23 protein-coding genes are annotated in these 24914 nt (G+C 38.4%); 12 read left to right on the top strand and 11 right to left on the bottom strand.

The features are described from left to right. Nucleotides 1-97 precede the first annotated feature (97 nt). Nucleotides 98-577, bottom strand: coding sequence for a cupredoxin domain-containing protein (locus tag LS684_RS11380; protein ID WP_233806083.1), 480 nt, complete (start codon nt 575-577; stop codon nt 98-100). A 183-nt stretch (nt 578-760) separates the two neighbouring features. Here LS684_RS11380 and LS684_RS24215 point away from each other — a divergent pair, with 183 nt between their 5' ends. The 3 genes from LS684_RS24215 (at nt 761) to LS684_RS11360 (ending at nt 3618) form a co-directional block, all read left to right on the top strand. Continuing rightward, complete coding sequence (locus LS684_RS24215; protein ID WP_349293048.1) at nt 761-1465, top strand: spore coat protein; 705 nt, start codon at nt 761-763, stop codon at nt 1463-1465. Between the two features lie 83 nt (nt 1466-1548). Further along, complete coding sequence (locus tag LS684_RS11365) at nt 1549-2751, top strand: DHH family phosphoesterase (protein WP_233806082.1); 1203 nt, start codon at nt 1549-1551, stop codon at nt 2749-2751. A 186-nt stretch (nt 2752-2937) separates the two neighbouring features. Beyond that, nucleotides 2938-3618, top strand: a complete 681-nt coding sequence (locus LS684_RS11360; RefSeq protein ID WP_233806081.1) for a TerC family protein — start codon at nt 2938-2940, stop codon at nt 3616-3618. 31 nt (nt 3619-3649) lie between these two features. Here the strand turns inward: LS684_RS11360 and LS684_RS11355 are convergent, their stop codons facing one another. Then, entirely contained in the window at nt 3650-4864 is a 1215-nt protein-coding gene (locus LS684_RS11355; protein WP_233806080.1) for an NAD(P)/FAD-dependent oxidoreductase, read from the bottom strand. Between the two features lie 141 nt (nt 4865-5005). Here LS684_RS11355 and LS684_RS11350 point away from each other — a divergent pair, with 141 nt between their 5' ends. Further along, nucleotides 5006-5944, top strand: coding sequence for a glycine-rich domain-containing protein (locus tag LS684_RS11350; RefSeq protein ID WP_233806079.1), 939 nt, complete (start codon nt 5006-5008; stop codon nt 5942-5944). Between the two features lie 155 nt (nt 5945-6099). Next, complete coding sequence (locus LS684_RS11345; RefSeq protein WP_233806078.1) at nt 6100-7233, top strand: D-alanyl-D-alanine carboxypeptidase family protein; 1134 nt, start codon at nt 6100-6102, stop codon at nt 7231-7233. Between the two features lie 109 nt (nt 7234-7342). Here the strand turns inward: LS684_RS11345 and modB are convergent, their stop codons facing one another. Further along, on the bottom strand, nt 7343-7996 hold the full coding sequence (gene modB, locus LS684_RS11340; protein WP_233806077.1) for a molybdate ABC transporter permease subunit: 654 nt from the start codon (nt 7994-7996) through the stop codon (nt 7343-7345). A 6-nt stretch (nt 7997-8002) separates the two neighbouring features. Continuing rightward, nucleotides 8003-8737: a molybdate ABC transporter substrate-binding protein gene (gene modA, locus LS684_RS11335; protein WP_233811625.1), complete on the bottom strand. Its 735-nt coding sequence runs from the start codon at nt 8735-8737 to the stop codon at nt 8003-8005. A 209-nt stretch (nt 8738-8946) separates the two neighbouring features. Here modA and LS684_RS11330 point away from each other — a divergent pair, with 209 nt between their 5' ends. Then, the gene (locus LS684_RS11330; protein ID WP_233806075.1) at nt 8947-9084 is read left to right on the top strand and encodes a YuzL family protein; all 138 of its coding nucleotides are present in this window, start codon (nt 8947-8949) and stop codon (nt 9082-9084) included. A 210-nt stretch (nt 9085-9294) separates the two neighbouring features. On the opposite strand, the gene LS684_RS11325 is transcribed toward LS684_RS11330, so the two are convergent. Then, nucleotides 9295-10917 carry an ABC-F family ATP-binding cassette domain-containing protein gene (locus LS684_RS11325; protein WP_233806074.1) on the bottom strand — a complete coding sequence of 541 codons (1623 nt, stop codon included), beginning with the start codon at nt 10915-10917 and terminating at the stop codon, nt 9295-9297. 92 nt (nt 10918-11009) lie between these two features. Between LS684_RS11325 and LS684_RS11320 the strand changes: the two genes are divergently transcribed. Both LS684_RS11320 and LS684_RS11315 read left to right on the top strand, forming a co-directional pair. Next, nucleotides 11010-11150 (top strand): hypothetical protein, encoded by a 141-nt coding sequence (locus LS684_RS11320; protein ID WP_233806073.1) that lies wholly within the window; start codon nt 11010-11012, stop codon nt 11148-11150. A 441-nt stretch (nt 11151-11591) separates the two neighbouring features. Further along, entirely contained in the window at nt 11592-13967 is a 2376-nt protein-coding gene (locus tag LS684_RS11315; RefSeq protein ID WP_233806072.1) for a penicillin acylase family protein, read from the top strand. Between the two features lie 134 nt (nt 13968-14101). Here LS684_RS11315 and LS684_RS11310 read toward each other — a convergent pair whose 3' ends face one another. From LS684_RS11310 to LS684_RS11295, 4 genes are all read right to left on the bottom strand, one after another. Beyond that, entirely contained in the window at nt 14102-15139 is a 1038-nt protein-coding gene (locus tag LS684_RS11310) for a LacI family DNA-binding transcriptional regulator (protein ID WP_233806071.1), read from the bottom strand. Nucleotides 15140-15181: 42 nt separating this feature from the next. Beyond that, nucleotides 15182-15997, bottom strand: a complete 816-nt coding sequence (locus LS684_RS11305; RefSeq protein WP_233806070.1) for a carbohydrate ABC transporter permease — start codon at nt 15995-15997, stop codon at nt 15182-15184. Next, nucleotides 15997-16857 (bottom strand): carbohydrate ABC transporter permease, encoded by an 861-nt coding sequence (locus LS684_RS11300; RefSeq protein WP_233806069.1) that lies wholly within the window; start codon nt 16855-16857, stop codon nt 15997-15999. Before LS684_RS11300 ends, LS684_RS11305 begins: the two co-directional genes overlap by 1 nt. Before the next feature lie 108 nt (nt 16858-16965). Then, complete coding sequence (locus LS684_RS11295; RefSeq protein ID WP_233806067.1) at nt 16966-18261, bottom strand: ABC transporter substrate-binding protein; 1296 nt, start codon at nt 18259-18261, stop codon at nt 16966-16968. A gap of 495 nt (nt 18262-18756) precedes the next feature. Between LS684_RS11295 and LS684_RS24110 the strand changes: the two genes are divergently transcribed. Further along, nucleotides 18757-18891 (top strand): hypothetical protein, encoded by a 135-nt coding sequence (locus tag LS684_RS24110; RefSeq protein ID WP_267930204.1) that lies wholly within the window; start codon nt 18757-18759, stop codon nt 18889-18891. A gap of 412 nt (nt 18892-19303) precedes the next feature. Here the strand turns inward: LS684_RS24110 and LS684_RS11290 are convergent, their stop codons facing one another. Further along, nucleotides 19304-19906 (bottom strand): SCO family protein, encoded by a 603-nt coding sequence (locus tag LS684_RS11290; protein WP_233806065.1) that lies wholly within the window; start codon nt 19904-19906, stop codon nt 19304-19306. Between the two features lie 214 nt (nt 19907-20120). Between LS684_RS11290 and LS684_RS11285 the strand changes: the two genes are divergently transcribed. Continuing rightward, nucleotides 20121-20228: a YjcZ family sporulation protein gene (locus tag LS684_RS11285; RefSeq protein WP_233806063.1), complete on the top strand. Its 108-nt coding sequence runs from the start codon at nt 20121-20123 to the stop codon at nt 20226-20228. Between the two features lie 387 nt (nt 20229-20615). Here LS684_RS11285 and LS684_RS11280 read toward each other — a convergent pair whose 3' ends face one another. After that, nucleotides 20616-21314 carry a Crp/Fnr family transcriptional regulator gene (locus tag LS684_RS11280; RefSeq protein WP_233806062.1) on the bottom strand — a complete coding sequence of 233 codons (699 nt, stop codon included), beginning with the start codon at nt 21312-21314 and terminating at the stop codon, nt 20616-20618. A gap of 371 nt (nt 21315-21685) precedes the next feature. Here LS684_RS11280 and LS684_RS11275 point away from each other — a divergent pair, with 371 nt between their 5' ends. Then, on the top strand, nt 21686-22282 hold the full coding sequence (locus tag LS684_RS11275; RefSeq protein WP_233806061.1) for a 4Fe-4S dicluster domain-containing protein: 597 nt from the start codon (nt 21686-21688) through the stop codon (nt 22280-22282). A 76-nt stretch (nt 22283-22358) separates the two neighbouring features. After that, nucleotides 22359-24902 (top strand): nitrate reductase catalytic subunit NapA, encoded by a 2544-nt coding sequence (gene napA, locus LS684_RS11270; RefSeq protein WP_233806060.1) that lies wholly within the window; start codon nt 22359-22361, stop codon nt 24900-24902. Nucleotides 24903-24914 lie beyond the last annotated feature (12 nt).

Here is a 24914-nt window from a genome sequence, read left to right as displayed (position 1 = left end):
AAAAGATAGGGGTTATCCCTACCTTTTTACCATATCATTTGGTTGCAGATCCGTACATAAAAAATAAAACAGCTTGAATAAAAGAATATTTCTCTCCTTAATCAACAATAATGTATCCAACCATTGGTCCGTGATTATTCATATCAGGGTGGGCTAAGCAAATGAGTCTGTATACCCCTTCTTGATTGAATTCAATATTCAAAGCTGTTTCCTCTCCTTGTGTCACGATTCCTTTGTAATCGGTACCTTCAATAATAAATGGATGTTTTTTTCCGCTCACACCCATGATCCTTAACGTGATTTTTTCATCTTTTTCAACAAAGATTGTCCCAGGGTCCCACCGATAAGACTCTATTTCTGTTCGGTCTTCTGTTACCCCTTTAAATTCGCCAGTTACAAGATGAATTTCACGGACCGTTTTGTCCTGTTTAAAAGCAGATAGTGATTCATTATTGAAATAAAACCAAACCGACACTGATATAATTGCGACCATCATCATAAATACAAGAATTACAGAACTCCTTCTCCAAACAAATATTTTCAGGGTTATCTCCTCCAAGTGATCACTTTTTATCATTATATGCTTCGTATGTATTAGAACTTGTCTATTTTATTCTTCAAACGAATTAGAAGTTGATTCATGTATAGAAAATGAATGAATACTCAAACTAACAGTGGCTTATATAAATAGGATATATATACATATACCTAAAATGAAATCGCCCGAAACCTAAAAAATATTGTTTCAGGAGGAATGAAGATGCAACCGCTTACAGGGAAAGAGTTAGAGTATATTGTGGATTCGATGTCTAACGAGGATTTATTAGTAAAGCAATGTGTGTCAGCAGGAGTACAAGCTCAAACACCAGGAGCTAAAGACTTTTGCAAAGAGCTAGTTGGAAAACATCAACAGCATTATCAAACTCTTCTGCAGCTATTGCAGCAACATACGTCGATTGCCCCAACAGATTTACAGCAAGCAAACCAAATGCAAGGGAATCAACAGCAACATACTGGTCAGATGAACACCTCTGCTCAGATGAATAATGTAAATGGTGGGCATGGGACTTCCTATCAACAAATGGGCATAAAGGATATTCAGCAAGCGATTTCACAATCAACGATGGGTTCTCAGCAATCATTTAATCAAACTCAGATTGTTTCGTCATCCATTTTAAAAGATGAAGATCTACTCTATACGATCCTAGCCGATTTAAAGAGAACATCACGAGAGTATACGACAGCTGCCACAGAGTCAAATTGTTCTGTTGTACGAAATACATTTGAAAACCTTTTGCAGGACAGCTTAAAAATGCAGGGACAACTGTATCAATTTATGTCTCAGCAGGGGATGTATAATACGTCTTCTCCCGCGGTTGAATCACAAATTGCTCAACAGATTACTCAATATTCACAAACTCAGCAACAAACCGACCAACTTGTCCAACAACATTTATTTTCATAAGTGAATAAATAAAGAGTGGTTCTGTTTTGGAGCAGAATCACTTTTTTGCTAGAGCTTACTAAATGAAAAGCTAGGTGATGGAATTGTATAAATTATTTACACACAACGATCTGGATGGTGTAGGCTGTGGAATTATTGCTAAAATTGCTTTTGGTGAAAAGGCAGACGTGAAATATAACTCGGTTTTAGGTCTTGATGTTCAACTAAAGCGATATTTAGAAAACGTATCAGCCAAACAAAAAGAAGAAAATGCTGTTATAATTACAGACTTGTCGATTAATGAAGAAAACACTAGTAAAGTAGAACAATATTACCGGTCTGGTGGAAAAGTTAACCTGATTGATCACCATAAGTCTGCGTTACAATACAATGAATATGACTGGGGTCATGTTCAAGTAGCTTATGATGATAACCGTTTAACCTCAGCTACATCCTTATTATATGACTATCTCATTCAAGAAGGGCATTTGAAGCCTTCTAACGCTCTACATGAATTTGTCGAGCTGATTCGTCTGTATGACACTTGGGAATGGGACCAGAATCAAAATACAAAGGCAAAACAATTAAATGATTTGTTCTACTTACTGTCAATCGATGACTTTGAAGCTGAAATGGTCGACCGGTTAAGAACGGGAGTTCACTTTGAATTCACTGAATTTGAACAGCAGCTTTTGAAAATGGAAGAGAAGAAGATAGAAAGGTACATCCGCAGAAAAAAAAGAGAAATGATTCAGAGCTTTATTGGGGTTTATTGTGTAGGAATTGTTCATGCTGAATCTTATCATTCAGAACTTGGGAATGCACTAGGAACTGAATATCCTTACATAGATTATATCGCCATCTTGAATATGAGCGGTAAAAAAATTAGCCTTCGGACGATTCATGACCATATAGATGTTTCAGTAATAGCTGAAACATTTGGTGGGGGTGGCCATGCTAAGGCAGCAGGATGTTCATTAAATGAAGAGGCATTTTCCCACTTTGTTTCAAATGTTTTTCCAATTGAGCCTATGAAGCAGGATGCAAGCAGAAATCATTTTAATATGAAAAATTCACTGAGCGGATCACTCTACATGAATCGTAGTAACGAGACGTTTTTCCTATATGCTAATGGCGAGAAGCAGTGGGTAATTGAGAAATGTCATGATTTGCTAGATCATACCTTTCAAAGCTTTCAAGAAGCAGAAATGGTTGTAAAGCGTCACCATTCTGCATGGCTAGTTCCAGATGATATGTTTATTCACTTTTTGCAAGCTTTTATGATGGATGCCAAACGAAAGGAATGATTCCAACCCTTCAATTAACCTTCTTATTAAGGAGGTTTTTCTTTTGTTGGATTGAAAGGGTTTATTTCCCATTTTTGTATAAGTTTAAGAAGACTTAATCGTACGTTTCCGCCCATCTAAAGGAAAAAAATAAAAAGGTTTATCTATGAAGCAGCGGAGATATTAATGATAGAGGGGTGATGAAGGATGGAATTATTTAGCCCAGAATTTTGGTCCGCTTTATTGTCAATCATTATTATTGACCTCGTTCTTGCAGGAGATAACGCAATTGTCATCGGTTTAGCTGCAAGAAACTTACCTAAGGAAATTCAGACAAAGGTGATTATTTGGGGGACTGTTGGTGCAATTGTGATCCGAGCAGTAGCTACTCTAGCCGTGGTATGGCTGTTAAAGATCCCAGGCTTATTACTAGTCGGTGGGATTCTTCTTATATGGATTTCCTACAAGCTTTTAACAGAAGAAAAAGGGCATGACGTGAAAGCTGCACAAAACTTTTGGGCAGCGATACGAACCATCGTCATTGCAGATGCCTTAATGGGGCTTGATAATGTTTTAGCGGTTGCAGGTGCGGCTCATGGTGACTTTCTACTTGTAATAATTGGGTTACTGATTTCCATTCCTATTGTCGTATGGGGAAGTACCTTAATCTTAAAATGGGTTGATCGTTTTCCGGTAATTATTACAATTGGAGCTGGAGTCCTCGCCTATACCGCTACGAAAATGATTGTCGATGAACAATTTCTAAAGGGATTTTTTGATGCAAATCCTGTGATTAAATGGGGCTTTGTGGCAGTGGTTGTCATCGGAGTTCTCTTGTTAGGAAAAAGAAAGAAAAATCGTGTGAACCATCATCAAGAGGCTGTATAGGGTGTGAATCCTATACAGCCTTCTTACGAAATTAAGAAAATAGTGGTCGATGATTCAGATACAGTGGATAATTTGGGTTATTCCCTTTAGTAATCATATCCGTTACGATCTTGGATAAAGCCATACCGTAGACGGTCCCATTGTCTCCAAAAGCTAATATGAAATGACAATTAGGAAATTCTTCATATTGACCAATAATCGGTAATCCATCATGTGTTCCTCCATAAAAGGCACCTATATAATACTCGGGAGTGACAGATATACTTGGAAACAACCGATTGAATTCTTCGATTAATTGATCACGCTTATGAGTAATTTTCGGATCTCGATCACTTGCATAGGGCGTATTTTCATCTAATCCTCCGATAATGACCCGCTGATCTGGAGTCGTTCTCATATAAATATAAGGGCGAGCCGATTCCCAAATTAAGGTCTGGTTATACCAAGTAGAGAAATCTGTAACCGGTGTAGTAATAACAGCAAATGAACTAGTCATTACTGCATTTTTCTCTTGCTTAAAATCTAACCCTTCATAGCCACATGAGAAAATCACTTGATTGGCTTTTATCTTGTGTCCGCTCGAAGTAAAGAACGTGGCTACATCTTTTTCGAGCTTTTTCCCGGTAATTTCAGTGTTCTCATAGATCTGTACCCCGTTTTTACTAGCATAATCGAGGAGTCCATACGCGAGCTTCATTGGGTTTACAATAGCATCATTTTTATAGTAAATTGCCCCTTCCTTAGAGAATGGATAGTGCTGATTAATCTGATCCTTGTCCCAAAACTCTACTTGAAAGCCATTCTTATTAAGGTACTCATACTCCTTGGTGATTTTCTCTAAGTCTTCCTTTACGCTCGCATAATAAAGGGTATCGAGTCGTTTGAAATCCGCTTCACCTTCGATGTTTTTGCAAGCGGATTCAATATCTGTAATTGCTTGATCACACAATTTAAGATGCGTAGTTGCATGCTTCTCTCCAAAGCTATTGATTAATTCAGTATACGTTTTATCTCCTGCATATTGAATAAGGGCTGTATTTACAGAAGTACTCCCAAATCCTGGTTTCTGCTTATCAATAACAACCACATCCAAGTCTTGCTCACTCAGATAATAAGCACATTGTGACCCAGATGTTCCGGCACCGATAATTAAGACATCACATTCGATGTCTTCTTCAAGTGTAGGAAAACTTGGGATATTATTGATTGTTGTTGGCCAGTATAGCTTCCCGCTTAATAAGTCCATTTCTATTCCACCTTCACCAAATTTCACCGTTTTAGTTTACCCACGTAGTTCTTCTTTATCCTGTTATTACTAGTTTTTAACAAATAAATAGAGTTTTCTTGTATAATGAATGGAGGAAGCATGAAAAGGGGGAGTGGTAAAATGGTGGCCTTGATTACGGTTGCACTCGTTTTATTTCTATTGTTAATCATAGTAGCTATGCTTAATCGATTTTCGAAAAAGTCCCATACAGTCGGGTTGGTGGAAGAAGAAATCCCAAAGAATTTAGGGGTAACAAAAGATCTGTTTGTTCCAATGGCAGAGAAGCTTGAACACTCGATGTCATCTTCCTTCATTGAAAATGTAACATATCGCATGGAGAGGGAGCATCCTGATTGGCGAGAGCTTGATATAAACTGGAGCTTATTTGAATTAAAAAGGTACTTTCTCATGACGGGTATCTTAAAAAGCGTCCCAATGTTCAGTGACAAGGTGGATGAGGTATGGCATGAAATGCTTATGTTTACAAGAGACTATGAGCAGTTTTCTATAAAGTTTTATGGCAGCTTTCTTCATCATACACCGAATATGGAGATAGAGCCGATCCCTGGTGATCGCGCGTTTTTCGATTATGTCTATTTAAAGTTATTCGACCCCACAATTAATAGTCGAATTTTATGGGGAAGCTTCTTAAAATATCCGATTAAGAGAGAGCTTTTGAACGATTTTCAAACGATGTCAACAGGGGCATTATTAACAAAATACTTTCGAGCAGGAGAAGAATGGCTTGAAATAAAGAAATATATTATCTCAGAAATGAAGAATGACCTAGCTCAGATGGATCCGAATCAGAAGGGAATACCTCGTAAGCCAAACGATGATTTATCATATTTATTACCAGCTGTCGTATTTCTTTCCTTTTATGAGCCTGAAGCATACGAGGATAAAATGGCAGAGGAATTACAAAAAACGGATCAGGCTTTAGGAAGTGGAGCTACTACGGTAATCGCTTGTCATACAAGTGATGATTCAGGCAGTGGTGATTCTAGCTGTTCAAGTGGATCAAGCTGTTCAAGCTGCGGAGGAGGATGTAGTAGTTAACCCTCTAACATGAAAAAATTTCCAATCAAGTGGAAGAAATATAACAAATCGTTTTCAATTTCATAACAACTGTTCGGAATATGCCTATGTCTGTTTTTAATTTGATATAATCCTCTAGGTGAGTGATTATACGATAGATAGGTGTGTTCGTACGCATGAAAAAGGTTTTTTCCATTTTGATAATGGTACTTCTCTTGTGCAACCATACGACTGGAAGTGCTAGTACACTCGATATTAAAAGTGAAGCAGCCATTCTTATCGATTCACAATCTGGAGCGGTGCTTTATGAAAAGAACGCCAAACAAAAGATGTACCCAGCCAGCTTAACGAAAATCGCGACTGCTATTTATGCGATTGAAAGAGGAAACCTAGCAAATATGGTGACCATTACGAAGGAAGCTACTGAGGTAGATGGAACAAAGGTTTACTTGAACGAAGGAGAAGAAGTTCCTTTAAAAAAACTCATCCAAGGAATGTTGATTAATTCTGGAAACGATGCTGCCGAGGCAATTGCCCTCCATTTAGATGGGAATAGAGAAGCTTTTTCACGTCATTTCAATGATTTTTTACAGAACAAAATTAATGTCCAAAACACTCATTTTACAAATCCTCATGGGCTATTCGAAGGCAGTCATTATACAACAGCAGAGGACCTAGCCAAAATTACAAGCTATGCATTACATAATGATACGTTCAAAGAAATATACGGAACAAAGGAATTAAAATGGGTAGGAGAATCTTGGGATACAACGATTTTCACCCACCACCGAATGCTTAAAGGGGAAATTCCGTTGGAAGGCATCATCGGGGGAAAAACAGGATTTGTAACAGAGGCCAAGCAAACATTGGCCACAAGTGCAGAAAATGAAAAAATCTCGCTTACCGCAATTGTCTTAAAGGCAGATCATAAAAAAGGAATCTATCAAGATACCCAGCTCCTTTTGGAATATGGCTTTGCCCGCTTCCAAACAAGCTTGCTAGAGCCGTCTGAAGTTAAGCATAATAAATACTACTTACCAAACGAAACTTTTATTACAGAGGATCTCCAAGAGGGCCGTCAAACCGTTCTTGATAACGGGGAATTACTCATTGAAACAGGTTCTGGTGAGACCATTCAGACCATACAGCTTGAGAAGCACGAAAGAGAACCCGTCGAATCGAAGGTAGAGCAGACAAAACAGGAGCATGAGGAAGACCATGCAACCGTCATTTACGGCGCAGCTGTTTTTGTGTTAGCCGGATTGTTAGTTGGCATGAAAAATAAAATATTCAAATACCTTAGAAGGTGACAAAAGCAAGGCGGTTAAAGGTGAATGATGAGGGGACTTGGAATTCACATAGAATAGACTTTGCCGTAAACGCGAAAAGCCAAGAATCATGAGATTCTTGGCTTTTCATTTACTTGATTCTTGATGTAAGAAGGAGCATAAGAAAAGAGATCCCCACCATTGATATGGCCCATAGCCAAGCTAAATTCATTTCCCCTGATTCCAGTGCCACATAGATAGCAGTTGGGATCGTCTGTGTCTTACCAGGGAGATTCCCAGCAAACATTAAGGTAGCGCCAAATTCTCCTAACGCTCTAGCAAAGCTTAATATTCCACCAGCTATAAGTGCTTTTCCAGCTAAAGGAAGTGAGATATATACGAACAGCTTCCATTCACTTGCTCCATCCATTCGAGCGGCTTCTTCAATTCCTCTATCCACACTTAAAAATCCGGTCTTTGCCGATTGATACATGAGAGGGAATGCGACAACCGTCGATGCGATAACAGCTGCCGCCATCGTAAACATGATGGATTGATGAAATAATAGATCGATCCACTTCCCAATAACCCCATTTTTTCCGAATAAGACAATAAGTAAAAAACCTACCACTGTTGGAGGCAAGACGAGGGGAAGTAATAACAGATTCTCAAGCAATAGCTTCCCTTTGAAATTCTTGATCGCCATCCAGCGAGCTATAAGCGTGCCAAAAAGGATGACAATGAATACGGATATACTAGCTATTTCAATTGATAAACGAATAGGTGACCAAAAATCATGACTCATTAAACATCATTCCAATACGAGAAATCCAGATTTCTTAAAGATGGTTGCGGCTTCTTCGGTTTGTAGATAATTGGCAAATGCCTTTGCCTCATCATAATGCTTCGATTCTTTCATGACTCCAACAGGGTAGATAATTGGCTCATGTAGGGAGCTATCGATCCTATCCACAATTGTGACCTTTTTTGATTCAATGGCATCCGTTCCATATACAAATCCTGCTTCCACATTACCTGTTTCTACATATGTTAGAACCTGTCTTACGTCTTTGGTCATGACGATCTGCTTTTCAATCTTGTCCCAAATATTTGTAGCTTGTAATGCTTGCATCGCATATTGGCCAGCTGGGACAGATGCAGGAGTGCCAATGGCGACTTTAAGTGAGCTATACTTTGGAATCTCCTTTAGAGAAGTGAGCTTTGTATGTAAATCTCTTGGAATAATAAGCACTAGTTCATTTTTCAGTAGATCCTTATGGTCGTTTGGGAGGATCACTCCCTTTTGCACGAGCTCATCTAGCTTGTCTTCTGCTGCGGAAAAAAATAAGTCTACCGGTGCACCTTGAATGATTTGCTGCTGTAACGACCCGGAGCCACCGAAATTATACACAATATCAATTTGGTGATTCTCTTTTTCATAATGCTCTTCAATTTCGGACAGTGAACCTTGTAAGCTGGCAGCAGCAGAAATGGTTATTTGAACTTTTTCATTCTTTTCGTTGTCCGTAGTGGAGCACCCGCTCATTAAGGACAGGAAAGAAATAAGCAATAATATTAATAGCCTTTGAATCACAATAATCCTCCACTCATTTGTATAACCTAATAATCAAATTATATCGGAATCTAAAGGGTTAGGACAGTAACAATTTTCACAACCTTGTGACAGGAATGGTCGTGCACGATGACCGTATAAAGTGCATTGATTTTTCGAAAAATAAAGAGGGAGGTGTTCGAATGAAGAAACGAAAGAAAGATCCTTCAACAATTGGGTTAAACTCTCCTCAAGTGGAAGGACAAGGCACAACTACTACAGAGTTCGATGGAAAAAGCGCTTCATCCGCACGTAGGAAAACGAAGAAACAAGACGTATAATGGAGCACTCTCCTTAAGGGAAATTCAACATTTTTCTCGTAGATACCGAGGCAAGATGGGACCGAGTGAACGAGCTTGGTCCTTTTGTAATCACTTGTAATAAAGGATTACCTGCGGGTGTACCCTAGCAAATCGCCAATTATGAAAAAAGACTATGAGCAAACTCATATTTCTACGAGATTGTCCATAGTCTATAAAAAGTGTGTGATTCTATGCTTGATACATTGCTGCAATTTGCTTTTGTAGCTCACCATTTTCTAGATACTCATCATATGTCATTTCTTTGTCGACTAGACCTGATGGTGTAATCTCCATAATTCTATTCGCAATCGTTTGAACAAATTGATGGTCATGTGACGCGAAAATCATCGAGCCTTTGTAATTAATTAATCCGTTGTTTAATGCGGTGATGGACTCTAAGTCTAAATGGTTTGTTGGTTCATCTAATAGAAGAACATTCGCACCGCTTAGCATCATTTTAGAAAGCATACAACGAACTTTCTCTCCTCCAGAAAGAACACTGGATTTTTTCATTACTTCTTCACCAGAGAATAACATACGACCTAAGAAACCTCTTAAGAAGCTTTCACTATCATCCTTAGGAGAAAACTGACGTAACCAATCTACTAATGTTAAGTCACTATTTTCAAAGAACTCCGAGTTGTCCTTTGGAAAATACGCTTGAGAAGTAGTGACACCCCATTTAAATGAACCACTATCTGGCTCTAATTCCCCTGTAAGGATTTTGAATAGAGTCGTCTTTGCTAATTCGTTTGTTCCTACTAATGCAATTTTGTCATCCTTGTTCATTGTGAAACTAATGTTGTCTAGTACTTGAACGCCTTCAATCGTCTTAGAAATTCCTTCCACTCTTAATAAGTCATTTCCAATTTCACGATCAGGAGAAAAAGCTACATATGGATAACGTCTAGAAGAAGGACGAATGTCATCTAATGTGATTTTATCAAGTGACTTTTTACGAGAAGTTGCTTGCTTCGACTTGGATGCATTTGCACTAAAACGAGCTATAAAGTTTTGTAGCTCTTTAATTTTTTCTTCTTTTTTACGGTTCGCATCCTGTGCCATTCTTTGAGCTAACTGGCTAGATTCGTACCAGAAATCATAGTTCCCAACATAGACTTGAATTTTTCCAAAGTCTAAGTCTGCGATATGCGTACATACTTTGTTTAAGAAGTATCGATCATGGGATACAACAATTACAGTGTTTTCAAAGTTAATTAAGAATTCCTCTAACCATTGAATAGCTTTCATATCCAAATGGTTCGTAGGCTCATCAAGTAACAAGACGTCAGGCTTTCCAAAAAGAGCTTGAGCAAGTAGAACTTTCACTTTCTCTCCACCACTTAAGTCAGCCATTTTCTTCGAATGAAGCTCTTCTTCAATCCCTAATCCTTTTAAAAGGATAGCAGCTTCAGATTCAGCTTCCCATCCATTCAATTCAGCAAATTCACCTTCAAGCTCTGCAGCGCGCATCCCATCCTCATCGGAGAAGTCAGCCTTCATATAGATGGCATCCTTTTCCTGCATGACTTCCCAAAGGCGAGAATGTCCCATAATGACTACACTAAGAACTTCAATTTCTTCGTATTCAAAATGGTTCTGCTTTAAGACTGCTAAACGTTCACCAGGTCCTAAATGAACAGAGCCTTGCTGAGCTTCAATTTCACCAGATAAAATTTTCAGGAAAGTGGACTTACCAGCACCATTCGCCCCAATTAAGCCGTAACAATTTCCTGGTGTGAATTTAATATTTACATCTTCAAACAGCTTTCGATCACCATATCTTAAGCCAACATTCGTTACCGTTATCATCTAATTAATAGCCTCCAAAAAAACAATATCTAAGAAATTATAACATTTTCTAGCTCGTGGAGCGAATTTTTTCAGTAGGAGGTTCATCACTAATGAAAAGTGTCCAGAATTTGTCCATTTCTTCCACACTTCCAATTGAACACTGTACAAAAAATGAACAGGTACTTGCTTATACATATGGGAATACATGCTCTTTCAAACTGGCATCAATCTTGCACCAAATTGGGAACTAATATGGAGGACTGGTTAATAGAATAAGACGAAGGGAAAGGAGCAGTGGGAAAAGCCAAGGGGAAGGATGTTTGGGTTCAAAGGTAGATGAAGACCAAGATGATTGATTTGAATAGGAATTTTCATAGTCATCATAGGCCCGATGAAGACCAAAACAGCAAAGACGAGAGGGGAAAATAGCCATCATAAACTGGATGAAGACCAATACAGTTTGGAAAATAAAGAAAAAGAGTCATCATAAGCTCGATGAAGACCAACAAAGCCAAGAAAATAAAGAAAAAGAGTCATCATACGATGAAGGCCAAAACAGCTAGAAACACCCTCATCATAACCTCATTGAAGATCCAAAAAGCTACTAAAATTATTCAACTGGACATCGTAAATAAACCTACAAACGAATATACTCACAGAAAACAGAGATTTTTTAGGAGGGGAAGCAATTCATGGAAGCGGTTATTGAAAAACAGCCGAAGCCAAGGAAGAATTGGCTAAAAATCCTTATTGGGGGGTTCATTCTTTTAGTTACAATTGCATTTATCATTTTTACGAGTTTAAATGCATATACAGCGAGGTCATTACCGAAGATTGCCGGTGAAATAAAGCTAGATGGACTGCAGGACCATGTGACCGTTCTTCGTGATGTGCACGGTGTTCCGCATATTCAAGCTGCAAATGATCAGGATCTATACATCGCGCAGGGTTATGTACAAGCGCAGGATCGCTTGTTTCAAATGGATTTGAGCAGAAGACAAGCATCTGGCACATTGAGTGAAGTAATTGGTGAAGCAACGGTGGACAATGATAAATATTTTCGCACACTCGGCTTAAGAAGAGCGGCTGAAGCTTCCTTTACACAATATTCGCCTGAGGCTAAACAGGTTTTAGAATGGTTTGCATTCGGTATTAACACTTATATTCAAGAGCTAAAGCAAACAGGAAGGTGGCCAGTGGAGTTTACTTTACTTGGCTATGAGCCTGATGAATGGTCGCCAATTGATTCCTTAACAATCGGAAAGTATATGGCATTTGACTTAGGGGGACACTGGCAGGATCAAGCGTTTCGGTATTATCTTTTACAAACATTCCCTCTAAACAAGGCATATGAGCTCTTTCCTTCTTACCCGAAAGATGCTCCAACCATTATTAGCAAGCAAGAGCTCGATATTGAAAACAGTTTTGTCCATGCAGTCATTCCACATGAATTTAACGGGAGCAACAACTGGGTAGTAAGCGGTGAGAAATCTGAATCTGGAAAGCCTTTATTAGCAGATGACCCCCATCTATCGTTAGCGACCCCATCCATTTGGTATCAAAGCCACCTAGAGTCTCCAAACGTAAATGTAAGCGGTGTTATTTTTGCTGGCATTCCAGGGATTATTCTTGGCCATAACGAACATATTGCATGGGGTGTCACAAATACAGGCCCAGATGTTCAGGATTTGTATATTGAAAAAAGAAATCCAGAGAACCCGGAAGAATTTCTTTATAATGATCAATGGGAACAAGCTTCCATTATTCAAGAGCCGATTACCGTAAAAGGGGGTAAAAAGATAGACTATGAGGTGATAATTACCCGTCATGGGCCTGTTATCTCAGACTTTGCTGAAGAAATGGGAGAAGAGACAGTTCTTTCATTACAATGGACGGCATTGGAACCATCAAATGAGCTTGAAGCGGTTTTAAACATGAATCAAGCGGCAAACTGGAATGAATTTGAAAAAGCGTTAGAAAAATTCCACACTCCAGCACAAAATTTTGTTTTTGCTTCAAATGATGGAACGATTGCGTACAAAGCGAACGGCCATATTCCAATTCGAAAAAAAGGAGATGGCTTGCTTCCTGTACCTGGTTGGACAGATGAATATGGCTGGGAAGGGTTTATTCCTTATGATGAGCTTCCTAGAATCGTGAATCCAGCAGAAGGTTTTATTTCAACGGCTAATAATAAAGTCATTGGAGATGATTATCCATATCATATTAGTCATAACTGGGCTCAGCCTTTTCGCCAAATGCGCATTCAAGAAGTACTGAGTTCGAAGGAGATTTTTTCAGTGGAAGATATGATGGAATTACAGATGGACCCAATGAATTTGCAAGCGAGGGAGTTTGTTCCATTATTCATTGAGCATTTACCAAAGTCACTTTCAGAAAAGGAACGAAAAGCGATCGAAGTGCTTTCGGAATGGAATTATCTAGATTCTCCTGACGAAAGTGCACCTATTATTTTTCACATATGGATGAAGAACATTAAGGAAGTTCTCTTTGAAAATGAAATTTCACCAGAAATGATGGACTTATTTAATGGACAAAAACAAGCAGTAGATCAGTTGATTCGAAGGGCAGCTGAAGGGGAAGCAAGCGAATGGATGAGTGAAAAAGGCGGGCTTTCTGAGGTTCTAGCAGAATCGCTAATTAGAGCGATTAAGGAGATTACAGAAGTTCAAGGGAAGAATATAGAGAACTGGCAGTGGGGCGAATACCACCAAATTCAGTTTTCCCATCCATTATCTGTGCAAAAACCACTAAACTACTTATTTAATAGAAAGAAAGCGATGCCAGTAGGTGGAAGTAGTGTAACCGTGCAGGCAGCAGCATTTCGAGAGGATGGAACGGTCAATCATGGAGGTTCCTGGAGGTTTGTGATTGATACAGCTGATTTATCGTTAGGATATCACCTAGTTGGTCCTGGTCAATCAGGCCACGTCCAAAGTAAATGGTATCAGGATCAAATGGATGACTGGGTGAATGGAGATTATCACGAAACGAAGCTAAATGAATCAGATGGATTTAAACTCATACTAAAGCCATTAGCTAACTGACTCTAATAAAAATTTTAAATTTTTCTATAGTAAAAGGGACCGAAAAAGTATTCGGTCCCTTATGGAAGAAGAGACACAAGATACCCAGTGTCTCTTTTTCTATCAATCTCTGTATTTGACCCAATGCGTTCCACTTATGACCGAACGATTTCTTTAACAGGCTGACAAGAATCGCGTTCGATTAATTCGGTTGGAATGGTTATTCTTTTCGCAGGCAAAGTGGGGTCTTTTATTTTTTCAATTAGACAATTGGATGCAACTAACCCTAAATCGTAAATATTAATATCTACAGATGTCAGTGGGGGCTTGGAATGCTCCGATAAGGTTAAGTTGTTAAAGCTGATTACAGATATATCGTCTGGAACCTTAATATTCAGCTTTTCTAAATGGCTAATCATCTCATATGCCATCAAGTCATCCTGCGTAACAAGCGCTGTTGGAGGAGAGGGAAGGGACATCAGAAACTCGATAGCCTCTTTTCCGCTTTCCTTTAACATTCTTTCTTCTACATAATACTGCTTATCAAATGTTAAGCCTGCTTCTTCAAGCGCCATTTTATATCCATTCAAACGGTCATTGGTTACGACAAAGCCAAGATTGCCACCAATAAAGGCAATCCGTTCATGCCCTAGCTCAATTAGATAATTCGTAACTCTTTTCGTCGTGTTGATATTATCGTTGTCGACATGCGTGATTCCTTTATCATTGCAATAGGGTGTACCTACAATGGTGAAAGGGAAGTCGGCATCATATAAGAAATGCAACGCACGGTCGTTTATTCGAGAGTACAGGAGAATGATTCCATCCACTCGTTTTCCATTCACCATGGAAATGACCTCTTCAAAGATTTCATCTTCCGTAGTTCCGGTTGTTAAGTACAGACCATATTTGTGATCATGGGCACTTGTGCTAATTCCTCTTAGAACCTCAGGAAAAAAGGGGTTTTGGAATGAAAAGAAAGCCGAATTAGGCATCACGACACCAATTGTTTGTGAGCTTCTCGCTGCGAGGCTTCTAGCTTGCAAATTGGGGTGATAACCTAATTCTTTCATTACTTCCCGAACGCGTTTCTTCGTTTTCTCACTAATTCTAGGATGATTAGCAATTACTCTGGAAACTGTGGATGGTGCAACATTGGCCTGTTTAGCGACGTCTTTTATTGTAATCACCATTGTTTCCTCCATCTTGAATTCGTAAAAACGGTCTGAAAGGAGCTATTTAACGGCCCCTTCAGACACACCTTTAATAATTTGACGCTGTGCGAAGAAATAGAAGATGATAACTGGTAAAATCGCTATTGTTAAACCAGCAAGTGCTAAATGCCACTGCTTCGTATATTCTCCAAAGAAGAAGAACATCTTAAGTGGAATTGTCTGCATGCCTTCTTGGTTAACAACTAATGATGGAAGTAAGTAATCGTTCCAAATCCAAATGGTGTTTAGAATCGCTACAGTTACAGTTATCGGTTTTAACATTGGGAAGATGATGTACCAAAATACCTGAAACTTATTCGCTCCATCAATAATGGCTGCTTCATCAAGCGATTTTGGAATACTGTTTAACGTACCATGGTATAAGAAAATCGATAAACTACTTCCAAAGCCTAAGTACATGAAGATCAAGCCCGCACGATTTAACATTTCCGCTTGACCGAAGATTGAAATCAACGGAATCATAACCGATTGGAAGGGAACAAGCATTGCTGCTACAAAGACAAAGAATAATACGGTACTTACTTTACCTTTTGCACGTGAAAGGGCATAAGCAGCCATTGATGAAAAGAAAATAATGACAGCTACACTTATTACGGTAATAAGAATAGAGTTAAAGAATGTTTTCATAAAATCTAGCTGCTCGAAAGCGGTACGATAATTTTCTAGATTAAAGGTCTCAGGTAAGCGTAATGTATCTGAAAATATCTCTTTCTTGGTTTTAAAAGAGTTAACGATCATAAGGTAAAAAGGAGAGAGCCATAAAAGGGCAAGGATGATGCCGAGTATTTCTAGTGGAAACCTTTTTTTTCTGCCCATTACATTTCTACCTCCCTTTTCTTATTAATATATACTTGTGTTAACGAAATGACAGTAACAATAATGAAGAAGATAACCGCTTTTGCTGACGCATAGGCCATATCATTATTAGAGAAAGCCGTTTTGAAAATTTCCATTGCCACCATCTGTGTGGAATCGTATGGACCACCGGCTGTAAGTGATAAGTTCTGGTCATAAAGCTTAAATGTATTCGATAGTGTTAAGAATAAACTAACTGTAAAGGCAGGTGCTACTAATGGGAAAATGATGTAACGGAATCGTTGAAAAGTGCTTGCACCGTCAATTTCCGCAGCCTCTAATAATTCAGTAGGAAGTCCTTCTAAATAAGCAATATAGATAACCATGATATAACCAGCTAATTGCCAGCTCATCAGAATCGTTAATCCCCAGAAGCCAGTTTCAGTCGTAGATAACCAGCCTTGAAGACTTTCAATCCCAAATAATTTTCCAATTCCATCAAATACTTTCATGAAGATAAATTGCCAGATGAATCCTAGAATTAATCCACCGATTAAGTTAGGCATAAAGAATACAGTTCTTAAGAAATTGCTTGTCTTTAATTTAGCAGTAACAAGAAGTGCAAGTGAAAGACCAATAAAATTAATTAAGATAATGGATACAATTGAAAACAATGTTGTAAATTTAAGTGAGTCTAAGAATTTTTTGTCTTGGAATAAGTCAATATAGTGCTGTAGCCCAACAAATTCGCCTGCTTCTATTCCATTCCAGTTTGTAAAAGAGTAGTACACCCCAAACAGTAATGGAATAATAACAACCAATGTAAGTGCTATGAGGGTGGGGGCTAAAAATAACCAGTAGGATAAGTCACGTGTTCGCATGTTGATACCTCCCGAATTCCCAATCTTAAAAATGGTGAAAATATTCACAAATAAGGAAGAAAAACAAAGTAGCGGAGGGCTACTTTGTTTTTCTGTTTAGTTAGAATCTTACTTTCTTTCTTTTTCCCACTCGGATTTCGCTAATTCAATTACTTCATCCCAGCTAGCTTCGTCGCTTAGGTATTTTTGAATCTCAACACCTAATACGTTCTGTCCCCAACCAGTTGGGTAGCCCATGAATACCCAGCCCATTGTCTTACCGTCTTGAGAATATTCGTATACAGCTTTAGAAATAGGATCAGAAATTTTGTCTACATCATAATCTTTATAAGCAGGAATGAATTTGAAGTCTTCTAGAACTTTTTGCTTACCTTCGTCAGTAGTGTATAACCAATCTAAGAAAGCTTTTGCTTCTTTTACAACTGCTTCGTCTTTATTGCTGTTAACTCCCCAATACATAGGAACACCAACAGGAATGACATCACCTTTAAAACCTTCAACTGGGATCGGAAGTAGACCTACGTTATTGTTTGCCATTTCTTCATCAATTCCAGCGATGGAACCATAAACCCAGTTACCTTGTTGGATAATCGCAACTTTACCAAGAGAGAATAACTCTTCTACTTGTTTTGAATAATCAAGGCTCACTGTTGGTTGAGCAGAGAAATCATTTTGAAGATCTAAAACCTTTTTAAATGCATCTGCATATTTAAATTCTAAAGCAGGTGCTTCAAAAGCGTTAAGAACATTGCTGTCAAATTCTGGAGCAATAAATGCGTTAGATAAGTGTAACCCAGTTACCCAAGTTTCTTTACCAGGTAGAGCAAATACAGCTTCAAGACCTAAATCAGCTTTTTTCGAATCAAGCGTCTTTACCGCTGCTTCTAAGCTTGCAAAGTCTTTAATATCATCAGGATTGATTCCTGCTTTTTCAAAGATTTCTTTATTATAAATTAGTCCATAACCTTCTTGGTTGTATGGTAGACCTAAGACTTTATCTTCTTTTGTTACGCCATCAAGCGTTCCTTCTAGTGCTTGAGCAGCGGATTCTGTATCTGAAAGATCAGCTAATTTATCTTTCCAATCTTCCACATCTTGTGGTCCACCCACATTATAAATAGCAGGCTCGTTACCAGATGCAAACTTAGATTTTAATGCAGCACCATAATCTTCACCGCCACCGACAGTAGTGATATTGATGTCAACATTGCCGTGTTCTTTTTCATATTCTTCAGCTAGCGTTTCGAATTGATCCTTAAATTCAACTTTGAATTGGAAGATATCAAGTGTTACTTTATCCTTGCTGTCTTTTTCGCCGCCATCACCTGATGAACATCCAGCTAGAATGGCACTTGAAAGTACTACTGACGTAAGAATGCCAGAGAATAACTTATTCTTTTTCATGTGAAAAGCCCCCTAAATAGTTTTAATTATTTTTTAACAGAGAAAACGTTTGCACAAAATAGTTTACTGATTCAATAGCAAACTATGTTTACTATGTAAGATTTTAATATATTCTCTTTTAGAAACTCACTCCCCCTTTTGGTAAAATCTATCGAGTTGTGTGAAACCGTTTGCATAACTCGTAACTAAATATTATCATATCTGAAATTTATGTACAATAAAAAATTTGAAGAAATTATTTAACTTCCATATAATCCAGAATACAATTGATATAAAAAAAAATGTCCATCCTTATCTGAAGTTTAGTGAGAAGTTCATAAAAAATACGATGGGAATGAGGATCATAGGTTAGATTCGAGAGAGGATAGGGTATATAGATTCTATCAATTAAAAATGTGTGATTTGAAAAAAAATTGATAAAAGTGATTTTGTTCATATTTATTTCATATTTGTGGTGTACAATGATTGTAATAGCAGAGAGAAGGAGTTTTTTATATGCCTAAAAAACAATTAGTTGACCTAGTAGCTCGCTTGAAAAAGTCTGGAATTAACGTAAGCTTTACCAAGCCGAAAGAGAACTATTTCGCTTCATTAAAGCAAAATAAAAATGCATATTCTTCTTCTAATTAAGTAGAACTGTCATTCAAATAAACATCCTATTCAGTAAACAGATATTGAATCAAAAAGGCGATGAATTTGCCATCTATCGTTCCAGGCTATAGATAAACTTAAGTATTGTAGAGTTTAACTATAGCCTTTTTATTTGTTTCAACAATTCACCGAACCCGTTACATTGTAACGGTTCATCAATTACTTCCTGTCATTTTTTACACAATCTACACCTTTCAAATCGTTTGTCTCCATTATAGACCAAAGTTGTGAGCGGAAGGGGCATGACGCATGGGGGATATGAGTGATAGCTAAGACCCCGCAAGCGGAAACAAAGGATACCTCCGGCAAGCAAGCGCCTGTAGCAGAAATCATCTAACATAAATAACAAAAGGGACCGAGAATAACATCTCGATCCCTTTTTTCATTTCTTTTAATCAATTTCCTTCATTATATTAGCAAAGGCATCATCTTTATCGAACTCTTCTCCCATTGGGAACTTTTTAAGATACTTATTATCTTCACTTAATAAGTAGACGAAGGTACTGTGAACATAAAATCCATCGCCTGGGTCCCTATATTGAAACTGGAATGTATTAGCTAATTCTCTAATCTCTGCTTGGTCTTGTTTTAGGTTGTCATGATCTCCAGTTAGGAGCAACCAATTGCCATCATCCTCAATATCAAAGGTATCCATATATCTTTTGAGCACCTCTGGAGTGTCGCGATAAGGGTCAATAGAAACCGTAATAAACTGAACGTTTTTTCCAAAAACGCCCTCTTTTTCAAGATCTCTTTTTAACATATTCATTTTATTCGTTGTCGTTGGACAGATATCCGGGCAATGGGTATACAAAAACTCCAAGACCTTTAGTTTCTTTTCAGACTTCGAGAAATCATATACTTCATTATTCATTGTTACAAGCGTCGTTCCTTCTGGAATAGTGGCCGTTTTATCTCTGATGATAAAGTAACCGATTCCTGAGGAGATTCCAAGAACTAAGATGATTATGGATGTTAGATAAATTTTCTTCATTTCGTTCCCTCCCATATTAAAGATAATGAAAATGGCTGAAAAATCCTATGGATATTATGTGAACAATTCAAGTAACGTTAATAATTTAATAATAATGTAAAGTTATAATAGATAGGCATTTGACTAATTTTGAATAAGACAAGATGAACAACCATACATTTGGCCTTTCCTTGAATATGATGCTAAGGAATTAAACTTTAAGGAGGAATTCTAAATGAGTGCAGGTTGCGGATACGGTTCAGGATTTGCGTTAATTGTTGTTCTGTTCATTTTATTAATTATTGTTGGTGCTGCATACGTTGGTGGCGGTTTCGGCTATTAATTAGCTGAAATGAGTGCTTTTTCAGCATTCTCTTTTAAGTATGTAATAGAAAGCTTGAGAAGAAGCAGGAGACATTCTGCTTCTTTTCTTTTTTTGAATGACTGTTTTCGTATACAGTGTTGCTTTTGAAACATGGGTAATTTTCCGCCAGGATGCTCGCATGGCACAAGGCGTGCGGCGAGTATCATCGGCTTCGCCTGTTGGATCTCAACTGTCCTACTGCTACCAGTGGCATTTCGCGTCCTCCCGCTCCAAACGATAGCCTTCGTTTATAGACGGGAATCTTCCCTCGTATATAACACCAATCTGTTAGAATATCACCTTATTAAGGGAGAATGGCTGTCTTTCAAAAAAAAAGGGGGGGAGGGAACCTGTTCTTCGATCGCATTAATCAATATTACATAATTCAATCGGGCAGTTTTCACAATCTATTTCTTTCTTTAAATAAGCAAGGTTATGGATGATAAGGTGTTTTCGATCCATTGAAATAATGCCTTCATTTTTTAAAACAGTAAGCATTCGACTGATACTTTCTCGAGCCGTTCCACAGAAATTTGCCAGGTCTTGATTCGTTAATGGTACAGTAATAAAAATTCCATCTTCTCTTTTTACTCCATAGCTATTACAAAGTCTAATAATGGTTGAATATAAGGCCCCTTTTTTTCCATTAAGTACAAGGTCTCGAAATTTGGTCATAGTTTTTCTCATATGATCATTCATCCATACTAAAAATTGAAAAGAAACCGCACTATTTTGAAAGAGAGTTGCTTCTAGGTCACAAATATTAATAACAGCTACTTGGCAATTTTCGATCGCCTTTGCGTTGAAAATGTAACTAGGATTCTCGGTGAATAGTGTTAATTCCCCAACAATATCATTTACTTGGCATAAACGTAAGTATAGCTCGTTTCCTTCAGCGTTCATTTTTGACACTTGTATTTTCCCTGAAAGTACGATGTATAATTCCTTCGCTTCTTGTCCCTCTTGAAATAAGTACTGACCTTTATGAATTTCTATTATTCTATTAGCAGATTTTAATAATAAATCGATTTCGTAATTCAAAGGTAGCTGATTAATCGCTTCCATGACTATTTCCTCCTTTCTATTTTGGACTATTCCGACCTAAACAAACAAAGGATGCCTACTCAGCAATCATGTCAGTGCCATCTTAAAGAATAAGAGCCCCCTAAGTCCATAGGTATTAGAAAAAAATTTAGATGATTATGTGACAATTTCCTATTTATAGATGATAAATCCCTATTTTAGTAGATATTGGATAAATGTTATAGGCAGAAGAGTGGAGGAAGTTAGGATAGTAGGAAGAATCATAAGAATTTTGTTTATTTAAATTATTGTGAATTTGTGAACGATTTTCCATTTGTGGAATTCATCACAGAATAAAGGGATGGAAGCGTTTACGATAGGGGTATCATCTCTAATGAAAGAAGGCTGGTTCATTGAAAGGCATCGGGTTTCTTAAAGTACTAGCTGGAGGTCTCGTAGCATATGAGCTCTTAAACTTAATGAATACAGGAAATAAAGCCGTGTTAAGGCCACCTGGTGCAGCAGATGAGGATGAATTTCTCGCTTTATGTGTAAGGTGCGGAAAGTGCATACAAGCATGTCCCTATCATTCAGTTCAAATGGGGAATGAGCAGCTTGGTTTAGGCATCGGCACGCCATATATCCATGCTCGAGAAAACCCATGCCGGTTATGTGCAGATTTTCCTTGCGTACAGGTTTGCCCTACAGAGGCATTATCAAATGTCTCGGATGTGTACGATGTGGAGATGGGGAGTGCAGTAATCGATCAAGAAGCATGTATTGCCTATCAAGGAACGCGCTGTGAAGTTTGTTATCGTGAGTGTCCGTTAATTGATGAAGCGATTCAATTAAATATTTACATAAAACCGGATGATCCGACCCATGCCGTCTTTGCACCCATTATCAATAAACAGAAATGTGTGGGCTGCGGGATATGTGAGGAGCGTTGTGTGGTCGATCATCCAGTTGCGATTCGCGTTAAGCCTAGAGAGATAAAAGGGTTATTTTAGTTTGGATGTTGGATGATTATTGTCATCCAGTTCAATAGATTTCATTTTCTTCATTAAGATGGGAGGAAAGTAAGCGATGGATTTAACAAGAAGATCGTTGTTAAAAGCGACCGCTATATCGATGACGATGGCTGTTGCTGGATGTAAAAAGAAGGAAGCTACACCTGCAACAGGTAGTATGAATCAGCAACCTGAAACGGCTGAACCAGACGAATGGAAATCAACAGTATGTCGTTTTTGTGGTACCGGGTGTGGAGTGTTAGTAGGGATTAAAGATGGAAAAGTCGTAGCAACAAAAGGAGACCCTGATAACCGTTCAAGTAAAGGCTTGAATTGTATTAAAGGATTTTACGTAGGGAAAATCTTATTTGGAGAAGACCGTTTAACCAAGCCTTTGATACGAGAGGATCAATCAAAGAAAGGCACAATGGAAGGATTTAGAGAAGCATCATGGGAAGAAGCGTTAGATCTTGTCGCAAGCAAGCTGATAGAAGCCAATAAAAAAGACCCAAAGTCGATTGCATTTTGGGGTTCGGGACAGCAAACCATTATGGAAGGATATGCTTCCGTAAAGCTATGGAAAGCCGGATTGTTAAATAATAATATTGATCCAAATGCTAGGCTTTGTATGGCAAGTGCAGTTGCGGGTTTTATGACCACCTTTCAATCGGATGAACCAATGGGCTCCTATCGGGATCTAGATGAAGCAGATGTATTTGTAACATGGGGAGCAAATATGGCAGAAATGCACCCTGTCTTGTACTCTCGCTTAACTGCGAGAAAGCTAAGCACGGCTGGAGTAAAGCATTATGACTTAACAACAAGACGTTCGCGTACATCTGAAACGGCTGATTTCGTATACGAGTTTAGACCACAAACCGATCTAGCCATTGCAAATGCGATAGCAAACTATTTAATCCAAAATAACTTATACGATCAACAATTTGCTGAAGAACATTTACAATTTAAAGCCGGCACGGAGAATTTAGGTCATACCTACGATGATCAATATGAAGCATCAGAAGTTGGAAAAGTTGCGGATCAGGTATGGAATATTTCTTTTGATGAATTTAAAAAAATGGTCAGTTTCTATACATTTGCAAAGGCTGAAGAAATTTCAGGGGTTGCAGCTAGTGATATTGAACAGCTTGCTAAGGAATTTGCTGATCCAAACAAGAAGATTATGTCCCTTTGGACGATGGGAATGAATCAGCATACCCGAGGCACATGGATCAACAACCTTGTTTACAACATTCACTTATTGGCTGGGAAAATTAGCAAGCCTGGAAACGGACCTTTCTCATTAACTGGACAACCGAGTGCATGTGGAACTGCTCGGGAGGTAGGAGTCTTTTCTCATCGTTTACCTGCGGATCTAGTAGTGAATAACCCTGAACATAGGCGATATTCAGAGCTGATTTGGAATTTGCCGAAGGGGTATTTAGAGCCAATTGAGAAGCCTGGTTATCATACAGTAAAAATGTTCCGTGAATTAGGGAACGGAAATGTGAAGTTTTTATGGAGCATGTCAAATAACTGGGGTCAAACGATGCCCAAATTAAATCGATTCCGAGGAAATGATGAAAATGGAAAAGGTGTAATTGATGGGTTTATCGTTGTTTCTGAGGTATATCCAACCCGTTCTACTGAAATGGCAGATGTTGTTTTCCCTGCTGCCATGTGGGTGGAAAGAGAAGGTCAGTTTGGTAATGCCGAGCGCAGGACGAATGTGTTTGAAAAATGTACAGAACCGCCAGGAGAAGCAAAGTGGGATCTTTGGGCAATCGTTCAAATTGCGAAAAGAGTTTTAGCGGATAAACAGATAGGAAATCAGCCTGCTTTTGATGTGTTATTCGGTTCGATTTGGGACTATGAAAATAACGATTTAATCAAAGATGAGCATGAAGTTAATAAGCTGCTTTGGGAGGAATATCGAGCATTTTCGAATCCCCATGAGAGTAAAAACGTTGAAATTCAAGAGCTTGGAAAAAAACTGAAATTGAAAGCAAAGCAAATGGCACCATACGATGAATACTTTAAGCAACACGGAATATGCTGGCCAGTCCGAAATGTAAATGGTAAATGGATTGAAACGAGCTGGCGCTATGCATATGGGAAGCAGGAGGAAGGCTATGATCAGTATGGAGTTGAGGAATTTGGCCAGGTAGGGAAATACATGGATATAGATTTCTATAAATCTGCTGATCATCGTCCAAGTGTGATCCATCGTCCTTTTGAGGATGCAGCAGAAATACCCGATCAAGAATATCCATTTTGGCTTTGTACGGGCCGTGTGTTAGAGCATTGGCATAGCGGTTCAATGACAAGAAGAGTGCCAGAGCTGCACAGAGCCGTTCCAGAAGCACTTTGTGAGATCCATCCCGAAGATGCAGAGAAAATGGGCGTTCAAACGGGCGATATGGTGAAAATTATCTCAAGGCGCGGTGAAGTGTTAGTTAAAGCAACAACAAAAGGAAGAGGAAATCCGCCTAAGGGGCTTGTGTATGTTCCATTTTTTGCAGAAGAAATATTAATCAATTTAGTTACACTAGATTGCTATTGTCCAATTTCTAAGCAACCTGATTATAAAAAATGCGCAGTTAAAGTGGTTAAAGCATAAGGACGGGGGTGT

The organism is Cytobacillus spongiae (genome assembly GCF_021390075.1).
The sequence above is the reverse complement of the archived record's forward strand: the minus strand, read 5'-3'. Positions and strand labels throughout refer to the sequence as shown.